13 protein-coding genes and 2 pseudogenes are annotated in these 15,229 nt (G+C 74.3%); 9 read left to right on the top strand and 6 right to left on the bottom strand.

Translation table 11 applies throughout. The features are described 5' to 3' along the window. The first annotated feature begins 31 nt into the window (after positions 1-31). From ACIP9H_RS02695 to ACIP9H_RS02685, 3 genes and pseudogenes are all read left to right on the top strand, one after another. Positions 32-712, top strand: a complete 681-nt coding sequence (locus tag ACIP9H_RS02695; protein WP_401957081.1) for a helix-turn-helix domain-containing protein — start codon at positions 32-34, stop codon at positions 710-712. A gap of 102 nt (positions 713-814) precedes the next feature. After that, positions 815-919, top strand: a pseudogene (locus tag ACIP9H_RS02690) (AraC family transcriptional regulator); the annotation flags it as partial. A 33-nt stretch (positions 920-952) separates the two neighbouring features. Further along, positions 953-1,096: pseudogene (locus ACIP9H_RS02685) on the top strand (AraC family transcriptional regulator); the annotation flags it as partial. A 144-nt stretch (positions 1,097-1,240) separates the two neighbouring features. Here ACIP9H_RS02685 and ACIP9H_RS02680 read toward each other — a convergent pair. Continuing rightward, positions 1,241-1,636: a VOC family protein gene (locus ACIP9H_RS02680; protein WP_401597116.1), complete on the bottom strand. Its 396-nt coding sequence runs from the start codon at positions 1,634-1,636 to the stop codon at positions 1,241-1,243. A gap of 697 nt (positions 1,637-2,333) precedes the next feature. Here ACIP9H_RS02680 and ACIP9H_RS02675 point away from each other — a divergent pair. Both ACIP9H_RS02675 and rsgA read left to right on the top strand, forming a co-directional pair. Then, on the top strand, positions 2,334-3,344 hold the full coding sequence (locus ACIP9H_RS02675; protein WP_401597119.1) for a hypothetical protein: 1,011 nt from the start codon (positions 2,334-2,336) through the stop codon (positions 3,342-3,344). Between the two features lie 243 nt (positions 3,345-3,587). After that, complete coding sequence (gene rsgA, locus ACIP9H_RS02670; RefSeq protein WP_401597122.1) at positions 3,588-4,718, top strand: ribosome small subunit-dependent GTPase A; 1,131 nt, start codon at positions 3,588-3,590, stop codon at positions 4,716-4,718. A 66-nt stretch (positions 4,719-4,784) separates the two neighbouring features. Here rsgA and ACIP9H_RS02665 read toward each other — a convergent pair whose 3' ends face one another. Further along, positions 4,785-4,913, bottom strand: coding sequence for a hypothetical protein (locus ACIP9H_RS02665; protein WP_360909129.1), 129 nt, complete (start codon positions 4,911-4,913; stop codon positions 4,785-4,787). Positions 4,914-5,296: 383 nt separating this feature from the next. Between ACIP9H_RS02665 and ACIP9H_RS02660 the strand changes: the two genes are divergently transcribed. The 3 genes from ACIP9H_RS02660 to ACIP9H_RS02650 all read left to right on the top strand — a co-directional run bounded on the left by ACIP9H_RS02660 (position 5,297) and on the right by ACIP9H_RS02650 (position 7,286). Beyond that, complete coding sequence (locus ACIP9H_RS02660) at positions 5,297-6,334, top strand: MarR family transcriptional regulator (RefSeq protein ID WP_401597125.1); 1,038 nt, start codon at positions 5,297-5,299, stop codon at positions 6,332-6,334. Positions 6,335-6,400: 66 nt separating this feature from the next. Continuing rightward, positions 6,401-6,829 carry a roadblock/LC7 domain-containing protein gene (locus ACIP9H_RS02655; RefSeq protein WP_401597128.1) on the top strand — a complete coding sequence of 143 codons (429 nt, stop codon included), beginning with the start codon at positions 6,401-6,403 and terminating at the stop codon, positions 6,827-6,829. Between the two features lie 67 nt (positions 6,830-6,896). After that, positions 6,897-7,286, top strand: coding sequence for a hypothetical protein (locus ACIP9H_RS02650; protein ID WP_360909197.1), 390 nt, complete (start codon positions 6,897-6,899; stop codon positions 7,284-7,286). 24 nt (positions 7,287-7,310) lie between these two features. Here the strand turns inward: ACIP9H_RS02650 and ACIP9H_RS02645 are convergent, their stop codons facing one another. From ACIP9H_RS02645 to ACIP9H_RS02635, 3 genes are all read right to left on the bottom strand, one after another. After that, on the bottom strand, positions 7,311-8,360 hold the full coding sequence (locus tag ACIP9H_RS02645; protein WP_401597130.1) for a LacI family DNA-binding transcriptional regulator: 1,050 nt from the start codon (positions 8,358-8,360) through the stop codon (positions 7,311-7,313). A gap of 101 nt (positions 8,361-8,461) precedes the next feature. Beyond that, the gene (locus ACIP9H_RS02640) at positions 8,462-9,304 is read right to left on the bottom strand and encodes a polysaccharide deacetylase family protein (RefSeq protein WP_401957076.1); all 843 of its coding nucleotides are present in this window, start codon (positions 9,302-9,304) and stop codon (positions 8,462-8,464) included. A 134-nt stretch (positions 9,305-9,438) separates the two neighbouring features. Further along, the gene (locus tag ACIP9H_RS02635; protein ID WP_401597135.1) at positions 9,439-10,428 is read right to left on the bottom strand and encodes a helix-turn-helix domain-containing protein; all 990 of its coding nucleotides are present in this window, start codon (positions 10,426-10,428) and stop codon (positions 9,439-9,441) included. A 264-nt stretch (positions 10,429-10,692) separates the two neighbouring features. Between ACIP9H_RS02635 and ACIP9H_RS02630 the strand changes: the two genes are divergently transcribed. Beyond that, the gene (locus ACIP9H_RS02630) at positions 10,693-12,063 is read left to right on the top strand and encodes a protein phosphatase 2C domain-containing protein (protein ID WP_401957073.1); all 1,371 of its coding nucleotides are present in this window, start codon (positions 10,693-10,695) and stop codon (positions 12,061-12,063) included. Here the strand turns inward: ACIP9H_RS02630 and ACIP9H_RS02625 are convergent. Beyond that, on the bottom strand, positions 12,021-15,194 hold the full coding sequence (locus ACIP9H_RS02625) for an alpha-mannosidase (protein WP_401957070.1): 3,174 nt from the start codon (positions 15,192-15,194) through the stop codon (positions 12,021-12,023). The genes ACIP9H_RS02630 and ACIP9H_RS02625 overlap by 43 nt on opposite strands. Between the last annotated feature and the right edge of the window lie 35 nt (positions 15,195-15,229).

Here is a 15,229-nt window from a genome sequence, read left to right as displayed (position 1 = left end):
CGCTGTCGCAGGACGGTGCCATCCTGGGGGCATGTACCGGGAACGCGCCTCCGTCGTCCATGGCGCCGTGCTGTGGACCAGGACAGCGGGCGCCGAGGCGGCCCGGGTGCTGCCCGACGGCTGCGTCGACCTCATCTGGGGCGAGGGCACCGGGCTCTTCGCCGCGGGGCCCGACACCCGCGCCCATCTCACCGCGAGCCCGCCCGGCACCCGTTACGCGGGGCTGCGCTTCGCGCCCGGGACCGGCCCGGCCGTGCTCGCGGTCGCCGCGCACGAACTGCGGGACCGCCGCGTGCCGCTGGACGCGCTCTGGCCCGGCGCCGAGGCACGCCGCCTGACCGAGCGCGTGGCGTCCGCCGCCGACCCCGGCGCCGCCCTGGAGGCCGCCGTCCTCGGCCGCCCGCCGCGGCCCCCCGTCCGCTACGCCGCGGAGACCGCCGCGGGCCTGGCCGCCGGCGCGCGCGTGGCCGACGTCGCCGCGGACCTCGGCGTCAGCGAGCGCCAACTGCACCGCCGCTGCCTCGACGCCTTCGGCTACGGCCCCAAGACCCTCGCCCGGATCCTGCGCCTCCAGCGTGCCCTGCGGCTGGCCCGCGGCGGCCTGCCGTTCGCCGAACTCGCCGGGCGCGCCGGGTACGCGGACCAGGCCCACCTCGCCCGCGACGTGCGCGCCCTCGCCGGCGTGCCGCTCCGCCGGCTCCTGGCGCCGTGACCGCCGGGGCGTGTCCCCGGCTCCGCGGGGAGGGCCTTCGGCTACGGCCCCAATGTCCTGCGCCTCCAGCGTGCCTTGCGGCCGGCCCGCGGCGGCCTGTCCTTCGCCGAACTCGCCGGGCGTGCCGGGTACGCGGACCAGGCTCACCTCGCCCGGGAGGTGCGCGCCCTCACCGGCGTGCCGCTGCGCCGGCTCCTGGGGCCGTAACCCCGAGGGCGTGTCCCCGGCTCCGCCGGGAGGGCCTTCGGCTACGGCCCCGATGTCCTGCGCCTTCAGCGTGCCCTGCGGCTGGCTCCCGGCGGCCTGCCATTCGCCGAACTCGCCGGGCGCGCCGGGTACGCGGACCAGGCCCACCTCGCCCGGGACGTGCGCGCCCTCACCGGCTCCTGGCGCGGCTGGGAGGTGTCCCCAGGCACGGCACGCCCCCGGGTCTTCGGCCCGGGGGCGTCGCATCGCCCGAGGAGCCCGACCACGCCGACCGCACCGCACCCGGAAGGCAGTGGGGGGGGCGGTGCCTTCGCAACACCCCTAGGACAGCAGCGCGTACAGGTCCACCGCGTTGCCGTCCGGGTCGCGCACGGTGGCGTACCGCATGCCCCACACCGCGTCGAAGGGCTTCAGGTGCCCCTCGTACCCGGCCGCCGTCAGCTCCGCGAACACCGCGTCCACCTCTGCCGGGTCGTCGCAGGCGAACGCCAGCGCCGTGCCGTGGCCGCCGGGCCCCGGCGGCGTCCACGCCGGGTCGAAGGACCGCACCGTCTCCCGGGTGTCCCAGGCCATCCGCAAGCCCCCCGGCAACTCGGCCTCCACGTGCGGCTCCCCCTCCACCCCCTCCGCGATCTCCAGTCCCAGGCGCCGGTAGAACGCCAGCGACGCCCCCATGTCGGCCACCACGATCTCGATCAATCCGATACGCACTGTCATGCCGCCACCGTACGCAGCCCTCCCGCGCGCGGTCTTGAACGAATCGGACGTCTGCGCCCCCCCGGTACCCCACGGCCCCCGGCACCTGCCGTGCCGCATCCGTGACCCGCTCGGGCTGCCGGTCCCCGACGCGCCTCCGGACCCGGCCGTCGATGTCCGTGCGCACGGTCTTGGCATGACCTCGTGGACCCTCCGGCCCGGGCGCCACGCGCACGAGCCCCCTGATGTCCGCGCCGGCCCTGCGCCGACGCCCCGGGCGCGAGCACCTGCCGGCCGAACGGTTCGCTCTCGGAACGGGGGCACCGGCTGCGCTCCTCGTCGCCGTTCTCGAGCGTGACCGAGATGCGGACGCCGGCCACCGGAGTTGTGGACGACCACAGTGCGGGCCTTCTCCTGCTGCCGGTCGGGGCAGACGCCCGGACGGCCGGGACGGCCGGGTGCCCGGTTCCGGGGAAACCCACCGGTCGGGGGCGCGCGGGTGAACGGCCGGGGGCGGCCGGGCGGCCCCCGGGCGGTGTTGTCCCACTGGCGTCACGGTTGGGCAACCACCGCGCCGGAGGGGCTGGGAGCCGGGTCGGCCGAGCCGCATGATGAGTGCTGGGCGGGGATGACAAAAGGGGGGTACGGAGCAGTGGAATTCACGGTTGAGCGGACGCTGAGACGACGCGGCCGGCGGTGGGTCACGGGAGGGGCCGTCGTGACGGCGGGAGCCCTGGTCTGGCTGGTCGTCGCCGTGGGGGGCGCCGGCAGTGTCCAGGTGCCGCTGATCCTCATGTTCCTGTCGCTGGTGGCGACGTACCGGGGCTGGCAGGACCTGCGCAAGGCGGATCGGCCGTTCCGGCTGCGGATCGACGGGTTCGGGATCACGCTGCACGACGCGGAGGTCGCGTGGGAGCAGATCGACGCCGTCTCCCTGTGGCACCTCCCCAGCACCGGTGAGGACAGCGAGAATCTGACGCCGCCGAAGCCGCGGCTGACGCTGTGGACGGTGTCCGGCGTGACGCTGCCGCGCAGGGCCGACCGCACCTGGGACGGCCGGAGCCGCTACACCCTCCTGGACTGCGAGGACCTGGACCAGTCCGTCGCCGAGATGTCGAACGCCCTCGCCGCGAACGCCGGCGACCGTTTCGAGACGGCGCCGCGCGCGGTGCGCCCGCCGATCCCGGTGAGCGTGTCGGGGCCCGAACTGAGCGTGCCGGGAGGGGAACGCGTCTTCGTCGACGCACAGCGGTCCGGCATCTGGGCGCTGATCTGGGCGGCGGCTGCCGTGATCTGCGCCTACTCGTTCTGGCAACTGATCAACGGCGACTTCATGGGCCCGGAGGCCTTCGGCGCGTTCGGGCCGCTGGGCGCCATGGGCTGCTCCTACCTCACCTTCCGCTCCTACCGCCGCTGGCGGAAGCCGCTGCGGCTGCGGATCGGCCCCAACGGGATCAGCATGCGCGAGGTCACCGAGGACGAACAGCACTTCCCCTGGCCGGAAATCGCGGCCGTCACCGTCGGCAAATCGGAGGCGACCAGCGACAAGCGGCCCTGGCTCGTGGTGTGGCCGCTGCCGGGCACCACGCCGGGCGCCAACCCCACGTACCTGGTCGACGGCCACCAGGCCTTCGCGCTGGTCCGGCTGGACCGCCTGCCCGGCGGCGCGGAGGCGGTCGTCCCGGTCCTGCGGGCGTACGCGGGGGAGCGCTACGCCGAGACGGTCTGAGCGGCCCCCGGAAAAGGAGTTGCGTGCCTGTCGGGGGGCCGGGCTATGGTTTCGCCGTCGGACCGCGAGCGATCGAGGAGGTGTTGGAGCGATGACTGTCACTGTGCCGGGCACTGCCCGCATCCAGAAGAGCGTCACCCCCACCACCTCGGCGGTCCCCGGCTGACCCTGCCCGTCCCGGCGTCCCGTACGCCCTGACGGCGCGGCGCCGCGTGCGACCGCCCTCCCGAAGGGCTTTCCCCGTTGAAGAACGGAACCGTCCCGCAGCCGTACTCCGCGCTCGCCGCCTACGGCTGGGACTCCCTGCTCGACTCCGCCTTCGCGGCGTACGCGGAACGGGGCCTGGTCCCCGGTCGCGTGGTGCGCGTCGACCGCGGACTGTGCGACGTCGTCGTCCCCGCGGGCACCGGCGGCACGCACGGCACGCGGACCGTGCGCGCCGACACCGAGGACGTCTTCACCCGCGACCCGATGCGGGTCGCCTGCACCGGCGACTGGGCCGCCGTCGACACCGCTCCGGTCACCGGACCGGCGGTACGGGCCCTGCTGCCGCGCCGTACCACCTTCGTCCGCTCCACCTCCTCCAAGAGGTCCGAGGGCCAGGTCCTGGCCGCCAACGTCGACTTCGCGGTGATCGCGGTGTCGATCGCGGCGGAACTGGACCTCGGCCGGCTGGAGCGCTTCGTGTCGCTGGCGTGGACCAGCGGCGCGCAGCCGATGGTCGTCCTCACCAAGGCCGACCTCGTCCCCGACACCACCTATCTGCTGGCCGACGCCAGGTCCGCCGCGCCGGGAGTGGACGTGCGCGTCGTGAGCGCCGCGACCGGCGACGGCGTCGCGGAGCTGGCGCGGGCGCTGTCCGGCGCCACGTCCGTGCTGCTCGGGCAGTCGGGCGCGGGCAAGTCCACGCTGACCAACGCGCTGCTGGGCCGCGAGGCCCAGGAGGTGCAGGCCATCCGCGACAGCGACGGCAAGGGGCGGCACACCACGACCACCCGCGACCTGCTGCCGCTGCCCGGGGGCGGGGTGGTCATCGACACCCCGGGACTGCGCGGGGTCGGTCTGTGGGACGCCGACGCCGGACTCACCCAGGCCTTCTCCGACATCGAGGACCTGGCCGGGCAGTGCCGCTTCCAGGACTGCTCGCACACCGCGGAACCGGGCTGCGCGGTCCTCGCGGCGCTGGAGGACGGCTTGCTGGCGTACCGGCGGCTGGACAGCTACCGCAAGCTGCTGCGCGAGAACGCGTGGATCGCCTCCCGCACCGACGCCCGGCTGCGGGCGGAGATGCGCCGCGAATGGAAGCAACGCTCCGCGGCGGGACGGGAGATGTACGAACGCAAGCGCGGCGGCGGGCACCGCAAGGTGTACTGACGGTCGTGCGCGGAGCCCGGTGCGCCGGTACCCGGCCCGGTTCCCCAGGGGGAGCCGGGCCGGCGGTCATCCGGCGCCGTTGTGCCGGTGCCGGCGGCGCAGGGTCAGCGGACTGCCCTCGTGCCAGAAGGTGTAGACGATGCTGCCGAGCCCGAGCGCGACGATCACGACGCCGAGGACGATCGAGTAGACCATGGCTCCTCCAGCCCGTTCGGGACGCGTTTACCGCGCCTTTGCCTTCGCTGTCTGCCCGTGACCTTCCCGTGACCGGACCTCCCCACACGCGATGCGGGTCAACTCACAGAACTCACAGGCACCTTGACATCCCGGGCCGGGGGAGGGCCGCGCCGCGCACATGCCACAGGAACGGTCGCGGATGCGCACGATAGTGGCAGCGAAAATACTCAAATACTCTTCCGCGGCCATCTCCTGGGAATCCCCGAGGGGTCCCGCCGGGCGCTGATAGGAATTACCCCCAGGCGCGATTGATCGTGCACGTGTACGGCATTTCGGCGCCCTGTCGGAATGCCCGCATGCGCGCAGCAAGGGGAGCGATGACCTCGGCACCGTCCGGTTCCGTGCCCACCCGGAATGCCGCCCATGATCTGCTCGGCCGTGCGCTGGCCAGATGCCGGGACGAGGGGGTCAGCGGCGTGCTGAGAGTGCAGGGGAGCCCCGGCGGCGCCTTCCATCTGCTCGGCGGCGCGGTCGTCGCCGTGGAGAGCCCCGGCTCTCCAGGGGTGGGCACGCTGCTGCTGCGTTCCGGGCGCATCGACGAGGCCGAATGGGGCGCCGCGCACGACGCGGCGGCCACCGGCGCCTGGCCCGGAGTCGCGTTCGCCGGCGCCGGACGGCTGGGGAACGCCGAGTTCCAGGTGATCCACATGATGGCCGCCCAGGACGCGGTCTTCGCCGTCCTGGCCGGCCGGCTGGAGAACTGCGTCCTCGACCCGGTGCGGCCCGAGGGCCCGGTGCCCGCCCTCGTGCCGGCCGTCGGACGCGGCGTCGAACCCGAGGAACTGCTGGTCGAGGCGGGCCGCCGGATCGCGGCGCTGGCAGCCCTGCCCCGCCAGGTCTCGCCGGACCGCGACCGGGTGATCGCCCTCGTCGGCGCCGGGAACGACGAGACGCTGCCCGCCGCCCGGCGGGACATCCTGGAGTACGCCAACGGCCGCCGCAGCCCCAGGGACATCGCCTTCCAGCTGGGCCGGGGGGTCTGGACCGTCACGGTCGAGGTCTCCCGGATGCTCGCGGAGGGCCTGGTGGAGACCGTGTCCGCGCCGGTGCCTCCTGCCGTGCCCGTTCCCCGGCCTTTCGCGCCCGTGCCCGCCCCCGGAACCGACGGCCTCCGGGAACCGGACCCCGACGCGGACCCCGTTCCCGCCCAGGACCCCGCTCCCGACTTCGATCCGTCCCCGCCCCCGCCGCCGTATCCGCCGGGGCCCCCGGCCGCGTGCGGTCCCGGCCCCGGGCCGTCGGCCGTCACCGAGGAGGGACTGCCGCGCCGCCTCCCCGGTGCCAGTGGCATCCACGAGGCGCTGGAGGCCTCCCGCCCGCCGTCGGGCTGGAAGGGATTTCTCCGGCCGCGCGGACGGGGCCGGCCGGATTCCCCCTGACGTCAATTCACCCGGCACTGACGGCACATCATCCATTCCGCAACGAATTCAAAGAGGTGCACGTGCATGAATCATGACGCCCTGGTCGCCGAGATGCGTGCTCTGCGGGACCAGGTGGTCGGCATCACCGACACCGTCGTGGCGGCCGTCGACGGTCTGCTGATCGCCGCCGACACCGAGGACGCCATCGACCCCAACGGCCTGGCCGCGCTGGCCGCCGCCAGTCTCGGGCTGTCCCAGCGGATCGCGTCCGCGGCCCTGCGCGGCTCCCTGCGCAGGACCGTGACCAGCAGCAGCGGTGGCTACACGGCCGTTTACGCGGTGGACGACACCGCCCTGCTGATCGTCGTGGGCGACGAGGGGATGAACGTCCCCCAGCTCCACCTGGAGGCCCGGACCGCCGTCGAGCGGATCGCGGCGATCCTCCTGCACACCGAACCAGCCCCCGAGTCCGCCGTCGAGCCCGCGCCCGACCCCGAGGGAGTCCTCGGATGACCCCCGAAGAAGGAGTGCTGTGAGCACCACCGGAAAGCGCCCGGCCACCAACATGGCCGATCAGATCATGATGCTGGTGAAGAGCCTGCGGCAGGAGGTTCCCGAGTGCCTCGCCGCCGGCGTGGTCGACATGGCGACCGGCATGCTGCTGTCCGTCGACACCGTCGACAGCCATCCCCCGGAGGTACTGGACCTGCTGGCCGCCGCGACCCTCGACCTGTTCCAGGGCCGTACGGTGGTGATGATCGAGGACGTCTTCAAGGAGCGCCGCGGGGTCACCACCGACCAGCACTACTTCCAGGAGATCCTCGTCAACAGCGAGAACCTCACGCACCTGTTCCTGCGCAACACGACCAGCGAGGACGTCGTCGCGGTCGTCGTCTGCCGTCGCTCGGTCAACGTGGGCATGCTCTTCGCCCAGGCGCGCCGTGTGATGAAGGAGCAGGGGGAGTTCTGAGCCCGGTCCGGCGGGTGCGGCGGGTCAGGCGGTGGCCCGCCGCACCAGCCGGGTCGGCGTGACGACGGAGGAGGGCGGCCGGCCGCCGTTGCCCGCTTCGGGGTGCCGGACCAGGCCGTGCAGCAGCAGCCGCACCATCAGCCGGCCCATCTCCTCGATCTCCTGGCGGACCGTGGTCAAAGGGGGGTCGGCGAGCGCGGCCACCGAGGCCATGTCGTCGAAGCCGACGACCGCCACGTCCTCCGGCACCCGGCGGCCGTGGTCGCGCAGCACGCGCAGCGCGCCGGTGGCCATGAGGTCGGAGGCGACGAAGACGGCGTCCAGGGCCGGGGCACGTTCCAGGAGTTCGGCCATGGCCCGCCCGCCGCCGCCCGCCGAGAAGTCGCCCACCGCGACCAGGTGCGGGTCGGCGGCCGGCAGCACGTCGCGGTAGCCGTCGAGGCGGTCGACGGACGCGGTCTGGTCGAGCGGTCCGGTGATGGTCGCGATGCGCGCGCGCCCCAGCGAGACCAGATGGCGCACGGCCTCCCGCGCGCCGCCTCGGTTGTCGGAGTCGACGTACAGTATCCCGCTGTCGCCGTCCGCCCCCGGCCAGCCGGGGCGGCCGCCGAAGACGGTGGGCAGGCCGATCCGGTGGATGATGCCCGGCAGCGGGTCCTCGGCGTGCAGGGAGAAGACCAGCGCGCCGTCGACGTGACCGCCCGACAGGTAGCGGCCGACCCGCTCGTAGTCGGCCGTGCCCTCCACCAGCAGCAGGACGAGCTGCGAGTCGTGGACGGCCAGTTCCCGGCTGATGCCGAGCAACTGCTCGGCGAAGAAGGGGTCGGCGAAGACCCGGGTCTCCGGTTCGGCCACGATGACGGCGACCGCCCCCGTCCGCCGGGTGACCAGGGAACGGGCTGCCTGGTTGGGCACGTACCCCAGTTCCTCGACGGCGCGGCGGACCCTCTCGACCAGGACCTCTCGCACCCCGTTCCCGCCGTTCACCACGCGCGAGACCGTGGCCCGCGAGACGCCGGCGCGTTCGGCGACGGCTTCCAGCGTGGGGCGCGGCGTGGAGATCTGGTCGGGCAACGAAGGCTCCTCTCGGGACGGCACCAGCCTAGCCCTCCCCCTGGGAGGGCCGAGTGTCCTCCGCCCCAGCTCGCAGGCCCCGCCAACGATATGACGGTATGTCAGCGCACCGGGAAGCCGAAGGCGTACCCCTGCTGCTTCAGCCACGGCAGGACCTGGCGCAGCGCCTCCACGGTCTGGCCGCGGTCACCGCCCGCGTCGTGGAAGAGCACGGTCGGGCCGTTGGCTATCTCGTTCTTGACGGTGCCCACGAGCGCCGCCGTGCCGGGCTGCTTGAAGTCCTCGGAGTCCACGTTCCAGCCCAGCGGGCGCATTCCGCGGGACGCGGCGAGCTGACGGCTGTACGGGGTGAAGGCGCCGCCCGGGGCGCGGTAGTAGAGCGGTGCGACGCCGCCCGAGGCCTCGGTGATCATGCGCTCGGCGTCGAGGATCTCCTTGGCCTGATAGGCCCGCGACTTGGTGTTCATCGTCGTGTCGTGGGAGACGGAGTGGTCGCACAGCCGGTGCCCGGCGGCGACCACGGCCTTCACCAGATCGGGATGCGCCTGGGCCTGCGTGCCGACCATGCAGAAGGTCGCCTTCACGCCGTTGTCCTTCAGTACCTGGAGAACCTGCGGGGTCCAGGTGGGGTCGGGACCGTCGTCGATGGTGATGTTCACCCCGCGGGGGCCCTTGTCCGAGGCGTGCACGATGTCCATGTTGACGCGCGGGGCGGGGAGTTGCGGATCCGGGACGGAGGTCTGCCCCGGTATGGGGCGGGGCTTGGCCGGGGGCGCGGCGGTCACGGAGGGCTTCGCGGTCGGGCGGGTCGCGGCCGCAGCCCGGTCACCGGCGGGCCCCGCCTGGGCGGCGGTCCACGCCGACACCGCCGCCGTCACGGAGACGACGCCGACCGCCGCCGCCAGCAGGCGCCCGTTCGTCCCCCGTATCCCGCTCCACACCATGTCCGCTCCACTCCCTGTGTCGTCCGTGCCGTCGTGCTCGTGCACAGGGGAGGACGGAGTCCGGGCCGTGCGGGATCCGCCTGTTACGGATCCCGGACGATTCCGCGGGGAGAAGGCGACGATCCGCGCGGCCGTCAGCCGGAGGTGCGGGCGACCCAGCCGCGTTCGTAGGCGTGCCAGCCCAGTTGGAGGCGGGTGGTGACATCGGCGATCTCCATCAGCCGCTTGACGCGGCGCTGGACCGTGCGCAGGCCGAGGTCGAGCTGCTTGGCGACGCTGGCGTCGGTGAGCCCGGCCAGCAGGAGCGAGAGGATCCGCAGGTCCATCGCGTCCGGCCCGTCGGGCGATTCCTCCTGCGCCGTGCCGCCGGGGACGAGGCGGATCGGCAGCGCCTCGCGCCACACGCTCTCGAAGAGCTCCATCAGCGAGTCCAGCAGGCCGCTGCCGTGCACGACCAGCGCCGCCGGTCCCGCCGAGTTGCGCCCCAGCGGAACCATCGCCAGGGAACGGTCCGCGACCACGAGCTTGGTCGGGACCCGGTCGACGACGCGCACCTCCTCCTCACGGCCGAGGGCGGCGGTGATCCCGGCCATGCCCTGGGGCCCGCTGATCACCTCCCGCTCGATGACCACGCGGAAGCGCACGCCCCGTTCGACGGCACGTTCCTCTGCGGTGTTCTCCGTGCCGCTGACGACCATCGGGCTGCCCGTGACCAGGGCGCAGACCTCCTTCTCCGCGCCGAGTTGGAGCTGCGCGAAGCGGTGCGCCACGGCGCTCGCACCGGTGACGACCTCCACCAGGTCGTGCACGGACGGCTCGGCCGCCTCGGCGCGGTACTCCTGCGCGAGCACGGCGGCGGCCATCTCCGCCTGCTCCAGACCGTGCCGCCGCTGGTTCAGCAGGGCGCCGAGCGCGACGCCGGGCGGCGCGGCCACCCAGCGGCCGGAGCCGGCCGAGGACTGCGCGACCAGCCCCTGCCGCTCCAGCCGCCTCAGGACCGCGACGGTCTCCTCGTCCGACCGCCCGAGCCGGTGCGCCAGGTCGACGACCTCGGCGGCCCCCAGCCCCACCAGGGCGCGGTAGGCCGCCTCCTGGGCATCGTCCAGGCCTATGGCGCCGAGCACGGGCACCCCTTTCTTTCTCCCGGGGCTCCCGGAGCCCGGCCGGGAGTTCCACCGCAACGGTCACGGACAACACGCGGAAGTGGCGGGAATGAGCCATGGCGTAATCCCGCCCGCCGACATCATCCCTGTTCGAACCCCTGTCCTGGCAAGGTGTCCCCACCGGATCGTCCGGCGTGCGGCCCGAGGAGGGGGCCGGCCGCCCGTCGGACCGCCGGCGTGCCCGAAGTCTGTTTCCCGGCGCGGGTCCGCGTGGACAATAGGGGCATGAGCCAGCAGGGGGAGACCGGCCGCCACCAGGAAGACGAGTGGTGGCGGCAGTTGTACGGAAGGCCCGACCCCGGGCCCGGCGGGACCGGTGGGCAGGACGACACCCTCGACGACCGCTACACGTCCGCGGTCGGCGCACTGGGCGACGACACGGAACCCGACCCGGGGCCGCCCGGCCCGGACGCGGCGGGGACCGAGTCCGACCCCCCGGACACCCTGCGGCTGCGCCGGCAGGCGCCGCCGCCCGCGGCGTCCGTCCCGCACTCCTGGCAGCAGCAGGGCCCGCAGGCGCCGGCGGCGCCCGACCCCCCGGGACTGCCGCCGGGCTGGGCACCCGCGGAACCCGCGGCCGGGGAGGGCGCGCCTGCCGCCCGGGTCCCGGAGGCCCGTACCGCACCCGGCACGCTCATACCGGGCCCGTCCGGCACGGAAGCCGCCTCCGCCTCCGCCGCCTCCGCCTCGGCGAGTCCTGCGAGTTCGGCAACTTCCGCGATCACGGTGCCCGACACCGCGTACCTCGGCGACGGCCCGCCCACCTACGCGCCCGAGCCGACCGCCTGGCCGCTCGCGGATCCCCGGGCGCTCGACGACCTCGTCCCCGACACCGTTCTGGACGGCGCCCAGTACGGCCTGCTGACGGTGCGTACGGCCGCCACGCGCGGCGACTCCGCCCGCTACCGGGGCGAACCGCGCCGCGACGCCGTCCTGACCGCGCGCTTCGGGGCGGGCGACGACGGCCTGCTGCTGTTCGCCGTCGCCACGGGCCCGCGGGCCTCCGCCGTCGCTCACCGCGCCGCCCGCGACGCCTGCCAGTGGATGGCCTCCGCCGTCGGCCGCAGCCACGCCCGCCTCGCGGAGGACATCCGCGCCTCGCGGCGCGGCTCCCTCAAGTCGGGGCTGCACCGCCTCACCGACCGCTGCTGCGGACGGCTGCGCGGCAAGGGCGAGGAACTGGGCCTGGATCCGGCCGAGTACGACGTGAGCCTGCGCTGCCTGCTGCTGCCCGTCGACCCGGAGTGCCGCATCCGGCTGTTCTTCGGCGTCGGCGACGGCGGGCTGTTCCGCATCCGCGGCGGTGAGTGGCAGGACCTGGAGCCCCTGGGGTCGGGGGAGCCGCCGGAGCCCGAGGACGGCCCGGCGGTGGACTTCCGCTTCCGCGCCTCCGTCGCCCGCTCCGGGGACACCCTGCTGCTGTGCAGCGCCGGCCTCGCCGATCCGCTGCGCGGCGAGCCGGCCCTCGTCGCGCACCTCTCGGAGCGCTGGGGCGCCGCCGAGCCGCCGGGGCTCCCGGCCTTCCTCGGCGACGCCCGCACCCGCGTCAAGGGCTACGCCGACGACCGCACCGTGGTGGCCGTCTGGGACGCCTGAGGCGTCGCCGGCGTCAGGCGCAGCGTCAGGATCTGGAAGGGGCGCAGGCTCACCGCGACGCCGTCCCCGGCGCGTGGTGCGTCGCGCTCCGGCCGCTCCAGCAGATCCGTGACGCGTGCCCCGGCCAGGGCGAAGCCGGGCACGAGCGTGCCCGAGGCCCGGCCGCCCCGCGACTCGTACAGGCGCACCACCACGTCCCCCGAGCGGTCGTCGGCGAGCTTGACCGACTCCACCGTGATCCCCGGGTGGCCGACACGTAGCGGCGGCCGGACGGACCCGGCCTGCGCGGCGGGACGCAGCGGCAGGTTGAGGGCGAGTCCCCCGGCGACCGCGTCGCCGACGGCGGCCCCGGGGAGCAGGGCGTAGGTGAAGCGGTGGGTGCCCTGGTCGGTCTCGGGGTCGGGGCTGTGCGGGGCACGCAGCAGGGTCAGCCGCACCGTCGTGTCCGTGCCGGAACGGGCCGCGTCGTGGCCGTACGTGGAGTCGTTGAGCAGGGCGATCCCGTAGCCGGGCTCCCCGACGTGCAGCCAGCGGTGGGCGCAGATCTCGAAACGGGCCGCGTCCCAGCTCGTGTTGGCGTGGGTCGGGCGGTGCACATGGCCGAACTGGATCTCGGCGGTGGAGCGATCGGCGAGCACGTCCAGCGGGAAGGCGGCCTTGAGCACCTTCTCCGACTCGTGCCAGTCGGCCTCCGTCACGACGTCCAGCCGCCCGCTTCCGGCCGTCAGCCGCAGCTCCTGCGTGATCCGGCTGGCGCCGAAGGCCCGGACGACACGGACCACGGCCCGCAGCGGGCCCTGCTCGACGAGCTCGACGGACTCGGCGTCCGTCAGATCGGTGACCTTGCGGCGGTAGTGGCGGTCGATGTCCCAGGCGTCCCACTTGTTGGGGTGGTCGGGGTGGAGCTGGAGCAGGTTGCCGCGCGCGCCCGGGGCCAGCACCTCCCGGTCCGCGGCCAGGTCGCGCACCGAGGACAGCAGGCCGTCGCCGTCGACACCGATCCGCAGCAGCCCGTTGTCCAGGACGATCAGGCCGCCCTCGGGCACGCCGGTGACCGGTGTGACGGGCGCGGACACGCCGACCGCGGCGCCCCCGAGCGCGGGCACCTCGACGGCCGCGGCGGCGCCGCCGTCCGGCAGCGGCTGCGTGACGGTGCCCGGCGGCAAAGCCTCCCGGGCCTGTGCCGTGAGCTCCACGACCTCGCTTCGCGCGTACGGGGAGGCGTTGAGGACGCCCGGTGCGCGGCCGGCGTCCGTGATGCCGGCGCCGGTGAGGGCGGTCACGGCACCCGCGACGATCCCCTCCAGTTCCTCGCGGACCCCGGCGTAGGTGTCGCGGGCCTCGCGGTGCACCCAGGCGATCGAGCTGCCCGGCAGGATGTCGTGGAACTGGTGCAGCAGCACCGTCTTCCACAACCGGTCCAGGTCCTCGTACGGATACGCGTACCCCTCCGGGTCGCGCAGGGCCGCCGCCGTGCACCACAACTCGGCCTCCCGCAGCAGGTGCTCGCTGCGCCGGTTGCCCTGCTTGGTCTTCGCCTGCGTGGTGTACGTGGCGCGGTGCAGCTCCAGGTACATCTCGCCGGACCAGACCGGAGCCCGGTCCCCGTACTCGGCCTCGGCGGCGGCGAAGAAGGCGGCGGGCTTCTCGATCTCCACCCGCGGCGAGCCCTCCAGGGAGCGCAGCCGGCGCGCCCGCTCCAGCATCTCCCGGGTGGGGCCGCCGCCGCCGTCGCCCCAGCCGAACGGCACCAGTGAGCGGGTGGCCCGGCCCTTCTCGGCGAAATTGCGGACCGCGTGGGCGAGTTCACGGCCGTCCAGCTGGGAGTTGTAGGTGTCGACGGGCGGGAAGTGGGTGAACACGCGGGTGCCGTCGATGCCCTCCCACCAGAAGGTGTGGTGCGGCATCCTGTTCGACTGGTTCCAGGACAGCTTCTGGGTGAGGAACCACCGCACCCCCGCCAGCCTGGCCAGCTGCGGGAACGCCGCGGTGTAGCCGAAGGAGTCCGGCAGCCAGATCTCCTCGGTCTCCACGCCCAGTTCGTCGAGGAAGAAGCGCTTGCCGTGGACGAGCTGCCGCGCCAGCGCCTCGCCGCCGGGCATGTTGGCGTCGGACTCCACCCACATCGAGCCGACCGGCGCCCAGTTGCCGGCCCGCACCGCCTGCTGGATGCGCTGCCACACCACCGGCTGGTGCTCCTTGACCCAGGCGTACTGCTGGGCCTGCGAGCAGGCGAAGACCAGCTCGGGGTAGTCCCGGGCGAGCGCGGTGACATTGGCGAACGTGCGCGACGCCTTGCGCACGGTCTCGCGCAGCGGCCACAGCCAGGCCGAGTCGATGTGCGCGTGGCCGGTCGCGGAGACCCGGTGCGCGCTGGCATGCGCGGGCCGGGACAGCGCCTCGGCGAGTTCGCCGCGGGCGGCGGCCGCGGTGCCCGCCACGTCGTGCAGGTCGAGGGCGTCGAGCGCGTCCTCCAGGGAGCGCAGGATCCCGTGCCGGCGGGGGTCGTGGAAGTCCAGTTCGTGCATGAGCCCTTCGAGGACCTCGATGTCCAGCACCAGGTGCCAGACGTCCTCGTCCAGGACGGCCAGCTCCGCGGTGTCGAAGCGGTACAGCGGCTCGCGGCCCGCCGTGCGCACGTCGCCGAGCGGGGTCGGCCGCCAGTCGCGCAGCACCGCCGGGTTCGCGGCGGCCTCCAGCAGCAGCCGCACCTGCTCGCCGCCCCGCGCCGGCGAGGCGACCGGGACATGGCGGTTGAGCGGATGGACGCCCTTCACCGGCGCGCCCTCGGCGTCGTACACCAGTCCCTCGGCGACGAAGCCCGGTCCGTCGCTGCCGAAGCCGGGGTCGATCACCGCCTCCACCCGGCGGCCCGCCCACCCGGCGGGGACGGTGCCCTCCAGACGGAACCAGCTGGTCGACCAGGGCGGCCCCCAGGGCGTGCCCGGGGCGAAGGGCTCGAAGGCACCGTCCGAGAGCGCCTTGAGCGCCTCCCCGACGGGCACCGGTTCGCCGTCCACATGCCACGCCGTCAGGGCGAGCGGCACCCGGTCGGCGTAGATCGCGGGCCTGATGAACTGGCCCATCGCCCTGGTCAGACGTCCCTCGACCAGCAGTCGGTCGTCGTGCATCTCAGCTCCTCAGGGGTCGGCTCACCGGATGGATT

Source organism: Streptomyces sp. NPDC088732, from assembly GCF_044751205.1.
Classification (GTDB): domain Bacteria; phylum Actinomycetota; class Actinomycetes; order Streptomycetales; family Streptomycetaceae; genus Actinacidiphila.
Note: the sequence above shows the minus strand (reverse complement) of the source record. Positions and strands in the feature narration are given on the sequence as shown.

Excerpts from the sequence above, each read along its gene's own strand:
- ACIP9H_RS02695 (WP_401957081.1), top strand. The coding sequence starts at position 32 with ATGTACCGGGAACGCGCCTCCGTCGTCCATGGCGCCGTGCTGTGGACC.
- ACIP9H_RS02680 (WP_401597116.1), bottom strand. The coding sequence starts at position 1,636 with ATGACAGTGCGTATCGGATTGATCGAGATCGTGGTGGCCGACATGGGG.
- ACIP9H_RS02665 (WP_360909129.1), bottom strand. The coding sequence starts at position 4,913 with ATGGTCTACTCGATCGTCCTCGGCGTCGTGATCGTCGCGCTCGGGCTC.
- ACIP9H_RS02655 (WP_401597128.1), top strand. The coding sequence starts at position 6,401 with ATGAATCATGACGCCCTGGTCGCCGAGATGCGTGCTCTGCGGGACCAG.
- ACIP9H_RS02650 (WP_360909197.1), top strand. The coding sequence starts at position 6,897 with ATGATGCTGGTGAAGAGCCTGCGGCAGGAGGTTCCCGAGTGCCTCGCC.
- ACIP9H_RS02640 (WP_401957076.1), bottom strand. The coding sequence starts at position 9,304 with ATGGTGTGGAGCGGGATACGGGGGACGAACGGGCGCCTGCTGGCGGCG.
- ACIP9H_RS02630 (WP_401957073.1), top strand. The coding sequence starts at position 10,693 with ATGAGCCAGCAGGGGGAGACCGGCCGCCACCAGGAAGACGAGTGGTGG.
- ACIP9H_RS02625 (WP_401957070.1), bottom strand. The coding sequence starts at position 15,194 with ATGCACGACGACCGACTGCTGGTCGAGGGACGTCTGACCAGGGCGATG.